Source organism: Paenibacillus sp. J22R232, from assembly GCF_056269165.1.
This window is the reverse complement of record NZ_JBWDNK010000002.1, coordinates 574,477-589,367: the sequence shown is the minus strand read 5'-3', so window position 1 is coordinate 589,367 and position 14,891 is coordinate 574,477. Positions and strand designations below refer to the sequence as shown.

Below are 14,891 nucleotides of genomic sequence, written 5' to 3'. Positions count from 1 at the left end.
ACATGAGATAAAAGGTGGGGACAGGCATGTATAGTATTTTATTAGTGGATGACGAAGCGATAGAGCTCGAGACCATTGAGCATTATGTGCCATGGGACAAAATCGGCATTAACGTGGCAGGAACCGCCCGCAACGGCAAAGAAGCGCTAGGCAAGCTGACCGAGCTTAAGCCTGATATTATTTTGACGGATGTCCGCATGCCGATCATGGACGGCCTTGAATTCGGCAGAAGAGCGAAGCAAATCGACAAAAACGTCAAGATCATCTATTTAAGCGGCCATAACGAGTTTCAATATATAAAAGCAGCGCTCAATATTGAAGCGACTGGCTACTTATTGAAGCCGATTGATATGGAGGAGCTGCTCGCCCTCCTTGAGAAGGTGAAGAAAAAGTGCGAAGAGGACCAACTGGCGGATCAAAGCGGGGATTGGGTTCGCGAGAAGCTGATGATGCGCATGATCAGCGAGCCGGACCCGGCTGCCCGGTCGGAATGGATTACGAAGTGGGAGCAAAGCGCAGCCGACTTCGTACATGGCAGGCCGTTCACAGCCGCCTATATGACCTTTGATTCGCCTGCGGGCTATCCCGCTCCGCTATCTTCCGCAGCTGCAGCCGCACCCGCCGACCGGACCGAATTCGTTCGGACCCTTGCGAGGCAGTCATGGGCATCCTTTACGATTGTGGAGGCTGCGCCGCATGCGCTGTTTATTCTTCATCAATGGAAGGAAGAACAACGCTCGCCGGTATCCAGTGCTGCCTTCTGGAATGCCTTCCAAGCTCAGCTGTCCTTCTCCCTCGGATTTGAGGTTACGATTGGCTTGTCTTCCCCGCAGACCGAGCTTGACCAGATATGGGATGCGTACGTGCAAGCCCGCTCCTGCAACGAAGAGAAGTTCTACCGAATAGGCGGCGGCATCATCGTCCCTGAAGACCTTAAACCAACCGTGCAAGCCGACGAGGATGTCGAGCAGGTCGCCGCGAAGCTGGCTTCCTCGATTCAGGCAGGGGATATGGAACAGATTCGCATAGCGCTTGAATCCTTATTTGCGCGCATTCAACAAGAACGGATGGATCGGAATTTTGCTATCCGGGCCGTTATTCGTTTATTGACCGCATTGGAGCAGCATTTCTCCATGCTGCTTGCAGGCTCGCTTAAGGAGCTGCTGTTGGCGGATCATTGGAAAGCGATTTCGATGATGCCCTCTGCGGCGCATATTCAGGCCTATGTCCTTCATTTCTGCGATGAGATGAGAAAGGCCTCCAGTGAAAGGGAGATCGACCGTAATCAAGCGATCGCCGAGCAAATCGTCAGGATCATCGCCGAACGGCATCACTTGCCGCTGACTGTCGAAGAAATTGCCAAGGAGGTATACCTCTCGCCGAACTATATCCGTACGATTTTCAAAGAAAAAATGGGCGAAACCATTCTTGATTACTTGACGAAGATCAGAATCAACCGTGCTGCCGAGCTGCTAAAGGATAAAGCGCTAAAGGTGCGCGAGGTGGCCCATAGCGTGGGTTATGAGAATGTCTCCTACTTTTGCTCGGTCTTCCACAAGCATAAGGGCAGTACACCGAACGAATTTCGGAAAATGTATTTTTAGGCTGGAGTGAGCGTCCATGAAACGGCTAACGGGCTGGCTGACGAGGCCCTTTAACAATTTACGGCTGAGAGAAAAGCTATTTGTCATGTTTTTACTCGGTGCCATTATTCCCTTGCTCTTTTTTGTTTCCTATTCCTATCAAACGGTCAAGAGCGAGCTTTCTGACCAGATGTACACGAATTCCGTATCGTCCGTCGCCCAGATCAACTCGAACTTGGAAAATAAGCTGGATACCTACACGAAGCTTTCGGCAACGCTCTATTTAAACAGCACGCTCCGTGCTTATTTGACGAATGATTACTCGATGGATCCTTCTTTGTACGTGGATGCCTATCAATATATTAACAGCACCTTTTCCAACATGCTGACAACCAATCCGGATATTAAATCCCTTTCGGTTTATATCAACAACGACTCTCTACCGACGGACGATATTTATATCAGAAGAATGGATGACGACTTCCGCAAATCGATCATTTACCGGTCGCTGCTCAACACCTACGGGAACGTACGGTTCATATCCACGCCTCCCGTCATCGACCAGCCGTCGATGTTCACGCTCTCGCGGATGCTGAATATCGGCAAGCTGGATACGGTATACGGCATTCTGACAATCAATATTCTAGAATCGGATATATTCCGTTTGATGGAGAAGGAGTCTTCGGACAAAACCGTGCTGATCGTTAACGAACGAGGCATCATTATGTCCACGAAGGACAAAAGCATGCTGAACCTTCCTTTGCAGCAGTTTATAACGACTGACTTTCCAGGGAGTGAGGAAGGCCGTTTCGACACCACGTTTAACGGCGAAAAAATGCTGGTCGTCTACAACACGACCAAGTTCGGCTGGAAAAGCGTCTCGCTCGTCCCCTATAGCAGCTTTCTCTCCAAAGCCAATAACACGGCAAAGCGGATACTGCTTTTTGCGCTAATCAGCTTCAGCGTCATGGCGCTGCTTATCTATGTCACAGCCAGATTGTTCACCAAGCGCGTCGAATATTTAGTCGGCATCATCCGCCGCATCGAGCGGGAAGAATTCGAGCATATTGACATCCGTCCGCTTGGCCGCGACGAGATCGGACAGCTAGGGAACGTGCTTCGCAAAATGTCGCAGCGGCTGAGCATTCTGATCTCTGATGTGTACAAGAAGGAAATCGATAAAAAGGAAGCGGAGATGAATGTGCTGCAAGCTCAGATCAACCCGCATTTCCTATACAACACGCTCGCATCCATCTCATCGCTTGCCATCCGCAATTCAGATCCTAGAATGAATAAAATGGTAACCGATCTCGCCAAGTTTTACCGGATCTCCTTGAACAAAGGGAAAAACAAAATATCGATCCACGAAGAAATACAGCTTACCCGCTATTACGTAGCGATTCAGCAGATTCGCTTCGCCGAGCTTATTCGCGTTCATTATCAGATCGACGAATCCGTCTTGCCTTGTCCGATCGTCAAGCTGACGCTGCAGCCCTTCGTAGAGAATGCGATGAACCATGCCATTTGGGACGATAAGCTCGGCATCAACATTATGATCAAAGCTTACCGGGAAGGCCCGGACATTATTCTCAAGGTCATTGATGACGGGATGGGCATGCGCATGCAAGAGAGCCACGCTCAGGAGCTTCCGGCAAGAGGGGACGCATTATCCGGCTACGGCATCCGCAATGTCGATAATCGCATCAAGCTGCTGTACGGCGATTCCTACGGCGTATCGATATACAGCAGGCTCGGCATCGGCACTACTGTAACGATCCGTATTCCAGGGCGGTAGGCATGGGTGCGATGAGCAAAATAACCAAAGAACCCCCTTCGGCATCAGACTGCCGAAGGGGGTTCTTCGTTTAATGGCGGTGCATGATTCTTGCTATTTCACCGTCAGTTTGAATAGCTTGGACTGCGCGCCCAGCAAATCCACTTGCAAGGATCCCGTCGCTTGAGCGGTCTCGTTGGTCCAAAGATCCGTCACTTTTACTTTCGATGCATGCGGCAGGCCGGCACGCGCGAAATCAACGGATTGGACTGCAGCTTCGTTCGTAAAGTTGAATACGGCGACATAATAGTCCTTGCCGTCCTTCAAGACGAATACGTCTGCAGATGCCGTTCCCGTATTGCCTTCGACCGGTTTAAAGGCTTTGCCCTTCAACGCAACCTCGTTCACCTGTTTATTCGTGAGCAGTTGCTTCATTAGCTCTTGGGCTGCCGGATCGTTAACGTCATCCGAATTCATGAATACCGTACCCGAGATGACGGCCGAGTTGACTCTGCTCTGCGATGCCGCATAGGAGCCGCCTTTTACAAGCGACATATAATCCGGATCGGTGTATGGATAGATCGTGCCGTTCTGCCACCAGCCGTAAGTCAAATTGTTCAACTGGTATTCGGTTCTGCCAAGCGTACCGTCGATATCGCAGGATATCCGCCTAGCATGCGCGTATTGGCTTGGGAATAACGGCGCGATCGACGCGCTGATAAACATTTTGCCTCCAATCGACTTATTCATATAAGCCATGCCTTGATTATAAGCTTGAATGCCTGTCTGTACCTTCGGATCATAATGAACGCCTTCGAATGAACCGTGGCTCAAGAAATCAATCTTAATATATTCGAAGCCGTAATCTAGGAAACGCTTGAAGTAATAGTCCATTCTTTGCTTCGCGCCCGGATGGGTCGGATCTACGGCGTAGGCGCCGTCCACTTTAGGCAGCGGATTGCCGCTAGCGTCCCGCAGTATAATATCGCCATACGTATATTTTCCGTTCGTGCCCTCTACGGGCTGCTCCATATTTTCTCCCCAATAAACGAATGGACCGTAGTAAATGCCTGCCTTCTGGCCATTTTTATTAATGACCTTTACAGCCTGCTTCAGCTGCTGCTCGGATAGATTATCCCAGTAGGAGTCCATATTAATATAAACATTGCCTTTGTTTGCAAAATTGGATTTCTGCAAATTCTTCTTGAAGAAGTCGGAAACGGCTACGACCTTGTCATAGCTCAAGCTGCTCTCGTAAGCGCCCCAGCTGTTCCAGCCTACAGGCACGCCTTTTGGAATGTCATGCTTAAAGGCAAGCGGCGGCGCAACGACCGCATTGGCTTCCCCGAAGCTCTCGAGACCCTCGCGGTAATCCGCATAGTAGCCCACCAGAATTTGTGGTGATGTCAAGGTCGTTCCCTTAATTTTCCCATGCGGAAGCGTATCATGTGTCGAGCTTGGCGAGGTGAAGCCGCCGAAAACCTTCAGCTTGTTCAAGCGGTCATTCGATCCGCTCCAAGACACGCCGGTTTTCCACTGGTCATGCGTGACCGAGCCGATGACCAAGCCTCCGCGGCTCGTATTGTCATAAATCGCGGTCAGCTCCGAGCTGATATAGTTACTCGTGTTCAAATTCGTGTTGATCGTCCGGGCTTGGTACCTGGACCATGCATCGTTGTCAAATGGAGCAACCAGCACGCGGTTGTCGCCATAGCTGCCGATATCGATTCCTCCGGCTGCATTTAGAATGAGTGGGGACATTTCATTCGTGGTTAGCGTCTGCTGCCCCTTTACTTGCTGGCTAATCAGAAAATAAGGCTTGCCTTCATAAATCTGATAGATCTGCTTCATCGTAGGAAGACCGCTTTGGCGGTTTTCGATTGTCACTCGCACGCCTTTGCCGTGGCCGTCCTTGATCTTCTCCACATCTTTCATAGTAAATACATGCTCAGCGTATTTTTTGCTATCGAGCTGCGAGTCTAGTTGAATGCTGCTGTATATGCCCTTGGCAACCGTCTTGCCGTTCCAAGCGTAAGCGGCAAGCCCGGAATCGGTATTATACGTTATTTGATAGGTACCGTTCGACAGCGTCAAGCCTGCCTTATGCTGCGCTACTTTGATCGAGCCGAATTTGGATGCCTCAACCTGTGCACCGATATTGGCGATCCCGTCTACGTCATCCGGATTTTCTCCCGGCGCTTCTGAACGAATGAGCTCGATTCGATCAACATCCGGCGACCATCCGCCGTTATCGTCGAACGTGATCGTATTGCTGCCTACTTGCAGCTTCACTTCCATGGTGAATAAGCCCAGCGTGTCCCAGTTTGCCGTTGCCGGCATCGAATAAGGCTCAGGCTCGCCATCGTTCACTTTAATCGATACCGAACGGGGATCCCCCGAAATGTAGCTGACCGCCAGCGTATAATTGCCTTCGGTCTCCGCTACGACCTGATTGAACTGCAGCTTGGAGCCGCCCCAAATATCGCCCACCTTTTGATTGCCGGAGCATGCCGTTTCCGCTTTGCAAGCTCGGATAGCTGCATTTCCCGATAACGTATTCAGGCTGGACTCCGCCTCATACACTTGTCCACTGCCGAGCGGAGGCTCATTCGGATCCGTTCCGGGCTCAGCAGCCTGCAGCTCGATGAGATCAATGTCCGGCGAGTAGCCGCCTTCGTCATCAAATAGGATTGTGTTTGCTCCCTGCTCCAGCTCAAGCTCCAGCTCGTAGGTGCCGAGCGTATTCCAATCCGCTGTTTTGGGCAGCGCGTAAGGGTCGCTTGGTCCACCGTTCACGCGAACGGCAAACGATCTCGGATCGCCCGATATGTAATGCACCGTCATCTTATAAACACCTGCGGCCGCTACATTTACATCGTTGAACTGCAGCGCTGAGCCGCCCCATAGGCTACCAACCAGTTGATTGCCTGAGCAGCCGGTTGCCGCCTCGCATGATTTCACCTCTGCCTTGCCGGTAAGCGTGTTGCTTGCTGCCTCCGCTTCAAAGGCGTAGACCGTCTCACCCGTGATCGCTGTGTCCGCTTCCGCAATCGCCATTGGAGCAAGTAGGGCGGTTTGAAACAGGAGCAGCAAGGTCACGAGCATGCCAATGCTTCTTCCATATTTCACTTTAGTCATTATTCATTCCTCCTGTTCGTTCTCATTTATAAAGCGCTTACTTTTCTAAGTGTAAAGCTGTCGCCTCTGCCGTACTAGCCAAGAATGTTACGATTCGTACTCCAAAATAACACACTTTGCTTCCACCGCCATTATTGCACAACGCAATAAAAAGCCTTTAACGCCGCTTTTAGGCGGAATTAAAGGCTAGGTTGTACAGCTATTGGGGCAACTCTCTGCATGTAGAGCAGCATGCAGATGGCATGTATTCCTTTATACGGACCCTATGCCGAATAGAATGGACGTTTCAATCAAATCTGCGCCATTCGCGGCGACTCTTCAAACAAAAGAACAGCGGGACAAAGAGGATTCCCTCTGTCCCGCTGTTCTCTAATATCGGATATGCCAGCCGCTTACTCCTTGCTTGCCTTCAGCATCTCTCCCATCGCGCCGATGCTGCCCAGCGTATCTACTGCCCGGGTAGGTATGAATATTTTGTTTGCCGGCCCTTTGGCTATCTCCGCAAGCGCTTCTAACGAACGGTACGTGAGGATATTATCGTCCAAACCAGCTGAGCGAATAAGCTCAATCCGGCTTTTTTCTGCCTCCGCGATCGACTGAATCGCCTTCGCCTCCCCTAACGCTTCAAGCTCCTGCGCATGGCGCTGGCCTTCCGCTTGGCGAATGCGTGCCTCCTTATCCCCTTCCGCTTTCAGAATTTTGCTCTGCTTGTCACCCTCCGCGCGCAGGATCATATCCTGCTTCGCCGCTTCCGCATCAAGCACCATTGCCCGCTTGCTGCGCTCGGCTTTCATTTGTTTATCCATCGCATCCTGGATATCAACCGGCGGCTGAATATCGATAACCTCCACCCGCTCGATGCGCACGCCCCATTTCTCCGTCGCTTCGTCGAGCGCAATACGAATGTCCGACGAAATTTTCTCCCGTCCAGACAACGTCTCATCCAGCTCCATTTTACCGATGATTTGCCGCATCGTCGCCGTACTGATGTTGCGCACGCCGTACACGTAATCGGAAATGCCATATGTAGCCTGCTCAGGGCCCGTCACCTGATAGAAGATGATCGTGTCGATTTTCACCTGAACGTTATCCTTCGTGATGACCGTTTGCGGCGGCACGTTCGCCTGCTGAATGCGCAGGTCGTGATACGTGCGTACATGATCGATGATCGGAATGAGAATATTGACACCCGGCGTCAGCAGGCGATTGAATTTCCCGAGGCGTTCTACTACGCCTATCCTTTGCTGCGGTACGATTTTGACCGATAAAGCCACGAATACGATGACGATGACCAATAAAATAATTGCTACGATAACACCCATATGCCGCTAACCTCCCCATTTTTGCACATGGAGCACCGCGCTCCCGCGACTCACGACAACAACCGTTTCACCCTTTTCCAGCCTTGCCGTCGACAGCGCGCTCCATGTCTCGTTGCCTACCTTCACGATGCCCGGCGAGTCGGCTCCCACAGCCTCCAGCACAAGCCCATGCTTCCCGACCAAGCCGTCAACCGCATCCTTATATTCCGCCGCGGCATGAAAGCGGCGAGTCAGCGGCTTCGTGAAGATCGTCAGCACGAGCACTACCACGCAGCCCGCTACCAGTTCAAGCACCAGCGAGCCGGGCCAAATCCAATCGATGACCGCTGCTACGACGGCGCCAATGCCCAGCCATAGCAAATAAAAAGTAAGCGTAAGCATTTCAACGACCAGCAAAATACCTGCAAGCACAAGCCAGAAAGCCCAAAGCTCCATGCCGTCACCGCCCTTCTTCCCTAATATATTCGAATAGATCCATCCTATGATTAAGAAAACACTTGCCAAACCGATACTGAATATGTAGAATCATCAAGGGTCTTTTTTCAAACTACATATAATTGGAGGCAATTACATCATGAAAAATGCAATTGGGGTCCTTGATCGGCCGCCAGCGTTGCAAAGCTTTCTGCTCAGTTTACAGCATCTATTCGCCATGTTCGGCTCAACCGTGCTCGTTCCGAATATTCTCGGCGTCGATCCGGCTATCTGCTTGCTCATGAACGGAATCGGCACCTTGCTTTACCTATGGATATGCCAGAATAAAATCCCCGCGTACCTTGGCTCCAGCTTTGCTTTCCTTGCACCTGCCGGCGCCGTCATTGGCGATCATGCTGCCGGAGGCGGCAATTACGCAGCTGCGCTTGGCGGCTTTATTATATCGGGCGTTATATTCACAATCGTTGCGCTCATTATCCAAGCTGCAGGCACAGGCTGGATTAACGTCGTATTCCCTCCGGCCGCAATGGGAGCCATTGTCGCGATTATCGGACTAGAGCTTATCCCTGTTGCCGCACGCATGGCCGGCTGGATCATGCCGACTGATTTGGAGCCTGCTGCCGCTGCCGCGTGGGCCATGGATCCCCAGATCGTTACGCTCTCCACGGTAACGCTCGCCGTTACCGTGCTTGGTTCCGTGCTGTTCCGCGGCTTCATGCGAATCATTCCGATTCTGATTGGAATCGTTACCGGTTATGTGCTCGCTTATTTCATGGGCTTTACCGATTTCAGCAAGCTTGCGGAGAACGGCTTCATTCAGTTGCCGCATTTCACTTTCCCTGCATTCGAGTGGACGGCAATCATTGCGATTGCACCCGCTTCGTTAGTCGTAATCGCCGAGCACATCGGCCACCTCGTCGTGACGGGCAATATCGTGGACAAGGATTTGTCCAAAGACCCAGGATTGCATCGCTCCATGCTAGGCAACGGCATTTCCACCATCTTATCGGGCTTCGCCGGCTCAACGCCTAATACGACCTACGGTGAAAATATCGGCGTACTCGCCATTACGAAGGTTTATTCCACCTTTGTGATCGGCGGCGCCGCCGTAATTGCAATCGTACTCTCGTTCTCGGGCAAGTTCTCCGCCTTAATCTCCGGTATTCCCGCCCCCGTAATGGGAGGCGTATCGCTGCTGCTGTTCGGCGTTATCGCTGCATCGGGCTTCCGGATGCTCGTGGAATCCAAAGTCGATTACAGCAAGCCGACCAACCTGTTTCTAACGACTGTCGTGCTTGTCACCGGGCTTAGCGGCGTTAAGCTTACGATTGGCGACTTCTCCCTAACGGGCATGGCGCTTGCCACCGTTGTCGCGATTGTGCTCAGCCTGCTGTTCAAGCTGTTCGAAGTGATGAAGCTATCCAATGACTTTGAATCCTCCGGTCATTAACGCAGCAAAGGGTGCCTGCATATTATGCAAGCACCCTTTGTTCATTACCGCTATCCCCTTACACTTTGATCTGTGCCAAATAATCGCCCAGCTCTTCCTCCGAAATCACCTTAATGCCGTTCCTTCTCAGCAACGCGGTCGTTACGCCGTTCCCGACTACCCTTACTCCTTTGAATTCGCCATTATAAATCATGGCGCTGCCGCAGGATGGGCTGTATTCTTTCAGAACGACCACCGCCGCTTTTGCTTCCTGGGCTTTCTTAAGGGTCAAATGCGCACCGTTCACATAAAGCTCCGTAACATCCCGGCCCGATATCTCGACAACCTTGGCAGCGCCATCAAGCACATCTTCCCCGTCGCCGCCAATGATCTCCGCCGGTTCTCTCGGCGTCATAAAGCCTCCTAGCAATTCCGGGCATACCGAAGCCGCTTTGTTCTGCTCCAGCAATTCGCGCACGGTTTCATTCAAGCTGTGCGTTCCGTTATATCTCACCTCGAATCCGGCGAGGCAAGCACTTACGACGATCATCGACTACCCCTCTCTTCTCGCCAGAATGCGTTTCTTGTTCCTATATAACATGATCCTACACGAAACCGATTGGCTGATCACCAGCTTCTTGTATAACATTCGCCGCTTTTGCAGCCATGAATAATAGCCTCTCCCGTATCTGCATAGATCATTTTGGATTCAAAATCGGTCACTTCCCTTTTTCCGAGTTCAGCAACGAGCAGATAGGCAATGACATCCGCATCCTTCTGATCCTTGTCGCCGCCAATCGCGAAACCCGTTGGGCCCTGATATGTGGATAGGCTCCATGTTGCTCCCGATTCATCCGTCACTCTAATCAGATAGGTAAAGCCCTGCTCGTAATCCTCGTATTCGCTATTAGGCGGCCCAAACATAGTCAGCAGCTGTCCCCTGTACTTCGCTATCTCTTTATCCTCCAAGCTGACACTCGCTATTCTGGACGAGCCAAACGATAGGCCAGCCCCCTCTGTTCGTTCAAACTTCAATCCCTCATACGCTAATGATCGGTCTTTGATCCCATTGTGGATAACTTCATATTCATAGCTCCATATCATCGATTTGTATTCGAAGGTAGACGGATTAACGGAATACACAGCTACACTTTCATTGTCTTTTTTCCGATTTATATAAACGCTGAGATCACCGTAATAATCCAGTCCACCGGGTTCCACTAGCAAAAGAGGATCCAGGCACCATTTGCCGCAATCCTTTTTCACGGTTTGAACCGCTTTATCAACCATCTCGGAATCCAAATCGTTTCCGCTCCCAATAAACGCAGCTGCAGCTAGTATAAAGATAAAGATACAAACGGGCACAAATAAATGCTTCATACTCTAAGGCCCTCTCCTTTTTAACGATAAAATAAACCATATTCTATGAAGGTGCCTTCCATATAAATAGGGGTAGCCAATATAAGCTTACCATATCTACTAACTGATTTTGCTAAAAAAATTATCGTTCCTGCTTTACTTGTGAACCCGCCGCCGCGGCTTATGCTTTTTTCATCCTCGATGAAACCAAAGCCCGTCCCGCATCATAAGATAAGAAAAAGGAGTGAATTCCATGCCTGACTACCGCATAATCGTCGATCTTTCCGACCGCATGCTTCACCTGCTTGATAGCAACATCGTAATCCGCTCGTTTCCGGTAGGCATTGGGAGAATGGTTACGCAAACCCCTACTGGCGAATTTTTCATCATCAATAAGCAAACCAATCCCGGCGGTCCGTTCGGTGCCTTCTGGATGGGACTATCGAAGCCGCATTACGGCATTCATGGCACCAATGATCCCGCTTCCATCGGCCACTTGGTATCGCATGGCTGCATTCGTATGTACAATGAGGATGTTGTCGCCCTCTCCAGAATCGTACCTGTTAATACGCGCGTTACCATTAGGCCCTAATTGATATTCCCACCATAATAGACAAGATGGTACACTAATGAGACAAAGCGATTTTTGGAAGCGAGGATGTGCCTGCCGTGCCTCATATTCAAAGCGTCAACCTGCGAGACCTGCCTCTTTACTTCGCATACAAACGCATAAACGATAAAGCCGACCATTACCAAGGAACTTTTCATGCCCACCAAGGCGTTGAAATATTAATCGTACACGAGGGCACGGGCACGCTCATCATTGAACAAAAAAGCTATAAGCTTGCACCGGGCATGTTATGCATTTTCCAGCCTTATCAGCTTCATCATATTCAAGTCGATTTGAGCGAAAGCACGCCTTTTATTCGCTCGATTGTACATTACGAGCCTACTTTATTCGAAGATTATATGGAGAAATGGCCTAGCCTTCAAGCTTTCTATAAACATATTCATATGGGAAGCCTAGGGGAGCAGTGCGTCTATGATACAGGGGCTGCAGAACCTCTCGATAGCTTGCTCGGTAACTGGGAGCGGACTTTGCCGTCATTGCCTCAAAGCGATTATTACGAGGAGTACTCCTTATTTCTGGTTGCCTTCCTTCGGATCTTCAAGCATCTTTGGGAGCAGAAGCAGAAGCCTTCTGTCTCCCAAACCGCTTCGAGAGTGCCTCACCAAGCCGAGAAAATGCTGGAATGGCTACAGGAGCATTACAAAGAGCCGCTACGGCTGGAGCAAATGGCGAGCGAGCTGCACTTGTCTCCCCACCACCTCTCTCATTTGTTCAAGGCGTGTACGGGAAGCAGCCTATCCGACTATGTTTCCGCTAAAAAAATCCAGCAAGCCATCCTGCTGCTAACCGCATCCGATTATTCCATCGCTCGCATCGGTGAAGAAATCGGGCTAACAAACAGCTCTTATTTCTGCAAGCTGTTCAAAGCACAGCTCGGAATTACCCCGCATCAATATCGGAAGCAGTTCCGAAGCAAACGTTATCCAATGCCGCGTTAGCTTGGCGCCTTGTAATTGCTGCCTACCGTTATCGGCATATCCGTGAAGCTCGATACCGAGCCGGTTTTCTCATAGAAATGAGTTGCGTTTGCTTGCATGCCGCTTCGCGAATAAAACGGATCGCCAACCTCGATCGGGAAAGAGACAGGCTGCCTTGTACTTGCAGCTTTGTAAATGCCAATGATGACTTCTAACGTCTGTCGCCCGCACTCGCCGTCTATGAGCAGCGGAGTCCCGCTTTCAATAGCGGCCAGTACATTATCGATTTGTCCCGCATGCCCCTCATAGGCAACCTCAGGCAAAGCCTCGTATAGCTGCTCCAGCTCCTCTTCAAGCTGCTTATTAGGCTCAGGAAAGCCGTTCTCCCGCGAGGTAGACGCCACCACTCGCCAAGGCGCCGAGATTCGTGCTTTCGTCCCTTGGAAAACAAGCTGCTGCTCCTCTCCATGATGCACGACCGAGCTCGTAACCTGGGCGAGAGCACCTTTTCCGTATCGCAATATGCCGATCGACAAATCCTCTACCTCCGCATTGTCATGCGCCCCGTTCGTCATAAATGCCTGCACCTCGGCTGGCCGGCCCATCATCCATATCAATGCATCGATATGATGAACGGCATGGTTAAGCGTACAGCCGCCGCCTTCCTTCTCCCACGTTCCCCGCCACCACAAATCGTAATAGCTGTGACCGCGCCACCAATGCGAATCAATCTGGGCATGAACAATTCTACCGGCTAATTCGCTGTCGATCACCGATTTCAGCTTCATCATCGGTGTCTTGAAGCGGTTCTGGGCTACGACCGACAGCAGCTTCCCGCTTTTTCGAGCCGCCTCGTTCATGGCATCGCACTCCTCTAGCGACGAAGCCATCGGTTTCTCAACGAGTACGTGTACGCCTGCCTCAAGAAAAGCGACGGCAATCTCCGCATGGGTGTAAGGCGGGGTGCAAATCGATACGATATCCAGCCCCTGCAGCAGAAGTTCCTTATAATCAGATACGGCCCGTGCGTTTAAATGATGCTGCTTGATGCGATCCTCCGCTTTTTCCGTATAAATGTCACTGATGGCTACGACCTGGCAGCGTTCCGGAAACTTCAAATATGCCTCGATATGCGCGTTCGATATCGCTCCTGACCCAATGATGGCTACTTTAAGCAATGCGTCTACCTCCTTCAAGTTCATGAGACCAGCTTACCAAGGAAGCGCTGCCAAATGTATGCATAGTTTGTGCAAAAATAACGCTACTTTGCGGTTTTAATCGACAAAAAAAGAACTCCAGCATACCTGGAGTCCTTTATCCCATTCGGATTTTCGCGTATTTGGCTTATGCTATTCCTTCATATTCCGAGAATGGATCCGCAATTGGCAAACAATAGGCTTCCGCGTCGCTCGCACCGACATACAGCACTGCACGATTGTTTGCTTCCCGCAGCAATCCCCCGCTGAAAATGACATCCTTTAAGTCCGGCCGCTTCGACGGGCCATCGGGAAAGTCGCCTCTCGTTGCAATAATTTTAATCGGCGACTTCTCACGAGTCCAAGGATTTAGTACAAAGGACATCGCATGATAATGCAGCTGATTGGCCTCATCCGTATAAGAAATGTGGCCCAGAACGCCAAGAAATCCATTCTTCAGCAAATGAATTTCATTGGCACCGCCCCACTCGTCCTTCAGAAACTGATCGCGAAACAGCGGAGCCTTTATAATCGCTGTTTCCGACAAGTCATCGAAAGAATCCAGTATGCTAAATCCGATAACCGCCCTAGTCCCTTCAATTCCGAATGGCCGGGAGAAAACGCCCAGCTTGCCATCGGAGAGCTCCGCTAACCGAATATCCTTCATATTCCATGGGCCTGTAGCCGCATGCACAAGGTTTTGTAGATTTGCTCCGCGATACAGCACCGTTTTCCAGCCGATGATTACCTTAGACGCTTCCGCTTCTTCAGATGCGAAGTATAGATGAACGCCGCCGAACAACCACTCTCCCTTTATCCTTGTAATAAAGGGGTCCTGAAGCTGGAATTGGGGCAAGCCCGGCTTCGGCAGCCAAGTGCCGTCCTCGCATGTGAAAAAAACAATCTCGGAATCCTCCGAATAGCGCTCTTCGACGCGTCCCGCAATGTACAGCTCCCCTTCGTCCCAGAAAGGTGCCGTAATATTATATACATCACGTTCGCCAACGCCATCAAACTTCAGCTTTGAACCTTTAACGGAAGCCGGCTCATAGTCTAGCAGCAGCTCCTTGCACGTCTTTGTTGTCCATTCCAGCTTCATCATGAGGT

The 14,891-nt window shown here is 50.8% G+C and carries 12 protein-coding genes; 5 read left to right on the top strand and 7 right to left on the bottom strand.

Features of this window, described 5'->3' with window-relative positions:
* Positions 1-26: 26 nt before the first annotated feature.
* Together AC0YN3_RS08985 and AC0YN3_RS08980 are read left to right on the top strand one after the other, a co-directional pair.
* The gene (locus AC0YN3_RS08985; RefSeq protein ID WP_475774747.1) at positions 27-1,604 is read left to right on the top strand and encodes a response regulator; all 1,578 of its coding nucleotides are present in this window, start codon (positions 27-29) and stop codon (positions 1,602-1,604) included.
* A gap of 16 nt (positions 1,605-1,620) precedes the next feature.
* Positions 1,621-3,378: a sensor histidine kinase gene (locus AC0YN3_RS08980; protein WP_475774746.1), complete on the top strand. Its 1,758-nt coding sequence runs from the start codon at positions 1,621-1,623 to the stop codon at positions 3,376-3,378.
* 93 nt (positions 3,379-3,471) lie between these two features.
* On the opposite strand, the gene AC0YN3_RS08975 is transcribed toward AC0YN3_RS08980, so the two are convergent.
* From AC0YN3_RS08975 to AC0YN3_RS08965, 3 genes are all read right to left on the bottom strand, one after another.
* Positions 3,472-6,495 (bottom strand): carbohydrate-binding protein, encoded by a 3,024-nt coding sequence (locus AC0YN3_RS08975; protein ID WP_475774745.1) that lies wholly within the window; start codon positions 6,493-6,495, stop codon positions 3,472-3,474.
* A 392-nt stretch (positions 6,496-6,887) separates the two neighbouring features.
* Positions 6,888-7,817, bottom strand: a complete 930-nt coding sequence (locus tag AC0YN3_RS08970) for an SPFH domain-containing protein (RefSeq protein WP_475774744.1) — start codon at positions 7,815-7,817, stop codon at positions 6,888-6,890.
* 6 nt (positions 7,818-7,823) lie between these two features.
* Complete coding sequence (locus tag AC0YN3_RS08965; RefSeq protein ID WP_475774743.1) at positions 7,824-8,252, bottom strand: NfeD family protein; 429 nt, start codon at positions 8,250-8,252, stop codon at positions 7,824-7,826.
* Positions 8,253-8,391: 139 nt separating this feature from the next.
* On the opposite strand from AC0YN3_RS08965, the gene uraA reads away from it, so the two are divergent.
* Positions 8,392-9,702, top strand: a complete 1,311-nt coding sequence (gene uraA / locus AC0YN3_RS08960) for a uracil permease (RefSeq protein WP_475774742.1) — start codon at positions 8,392-8,394, stop codon at positions 9,700-9,702.
* A 58-nt stretch (positions 9,703-9,760) separates the two neighbouring features.
* Here uraA and AC0YN3_RS08955 read toward each other — a convergent pair whose 3' ends face one another.
* Together AC0YN3_RS08955 and AC0YN3_RS08950 are read right to left on the bottom strand one after the other, a co-directional pair.
* The gene (locus AC0YN3_RS08955) at positions 9,761-10,231 is read right to left on the bottom strand and encodes a 2-thiouracil desulfurase family protein (protein ID WP_475774741.1); all 471 of its coding nucleotides are present in this window, start codon (positions 10,229-10,231) and stop codon (positions 9,761-9,763) included.
* A gap of 77 nt (positions 10,232-10,308) precedes the next feature.
* A complete protein-coding gene (locus AC0YN3_RS08950) occupies positions 10,309-11,061 on the bottom strand; it encodes a hypothetical protein (RefSeq protein WP_475774740.1) in 753 nt (250 codons plus the stop codon).
* 232 nt (positions 11,062-11,293) lie between these two features.
* Here AC0YN3_RS08950 and AC0YN3_RS08945 point away from each other — a divergent pair, with 232 nt between their 5' ends.
* Both AC0YN3_RS08945 and AC0YN3_RS08940 read left to right on the top strand, forming a co-directional pair.
* Positions 11,294-11,632: a L,D-transpeptidase gene (locus tag AC0YN3_RS08945; protein ID WP_475774739.1), complete on the top strand. Its 339-nt coding sequence runs from the start codon at positions 11,294-11,296 to the stop codon at positions 11,630-11,632.
* Positions 11,633-11,709: 77 nt separating this feature from the next.
* Positions 11,710-12,609, top strand: coding sequence for an AraC family transcriptional regulator (locus AC0YN3_RS08940; RefSeq protein WP_475774738.1), 900 nt, complete (start codon positions 11,710-11,712; stop codon positions 12,607-12,609).
* On the opposite strand, the gene AC0YN3_RS08935 is transcribed toward AC0YN3_RS08940, so the two are convergent.
* Both AC0YN3_RS08935 and AC0YN3_RS08930 read right to left on the bottom strand, forming a co-directional pair.
* Complete coding sequence (locus tag AC0YN3_RS08935) at positions 12,606-13,766, bottom strand: Gfo/Idh/MocA family protein (protein WP_475774737.1); 1,161 nt, start codon at positions 13,764-13,766, stop codon at positions 12,606-12,608. The genes AC0YN3_RS08940 and AC0YN3_RS08935 overlap by 4 nt on opposite strands.
* Before the next feature lie 166 nt (positions 13,767-13,932).
* Positions 13,933-14,886 (bottom strand): DUF1861 family protein, encoded by a 954-nt coding sequence (locus tag AC0YN3_RS08930; RefSeq protein ID WP_475775110.1) that lies wholly within the window; start codon positions 14,884-14,886, stop codon positions 13,933-13,935.
* Positions 14,887-14,891 lie beyond the last annotated feature (5 nt).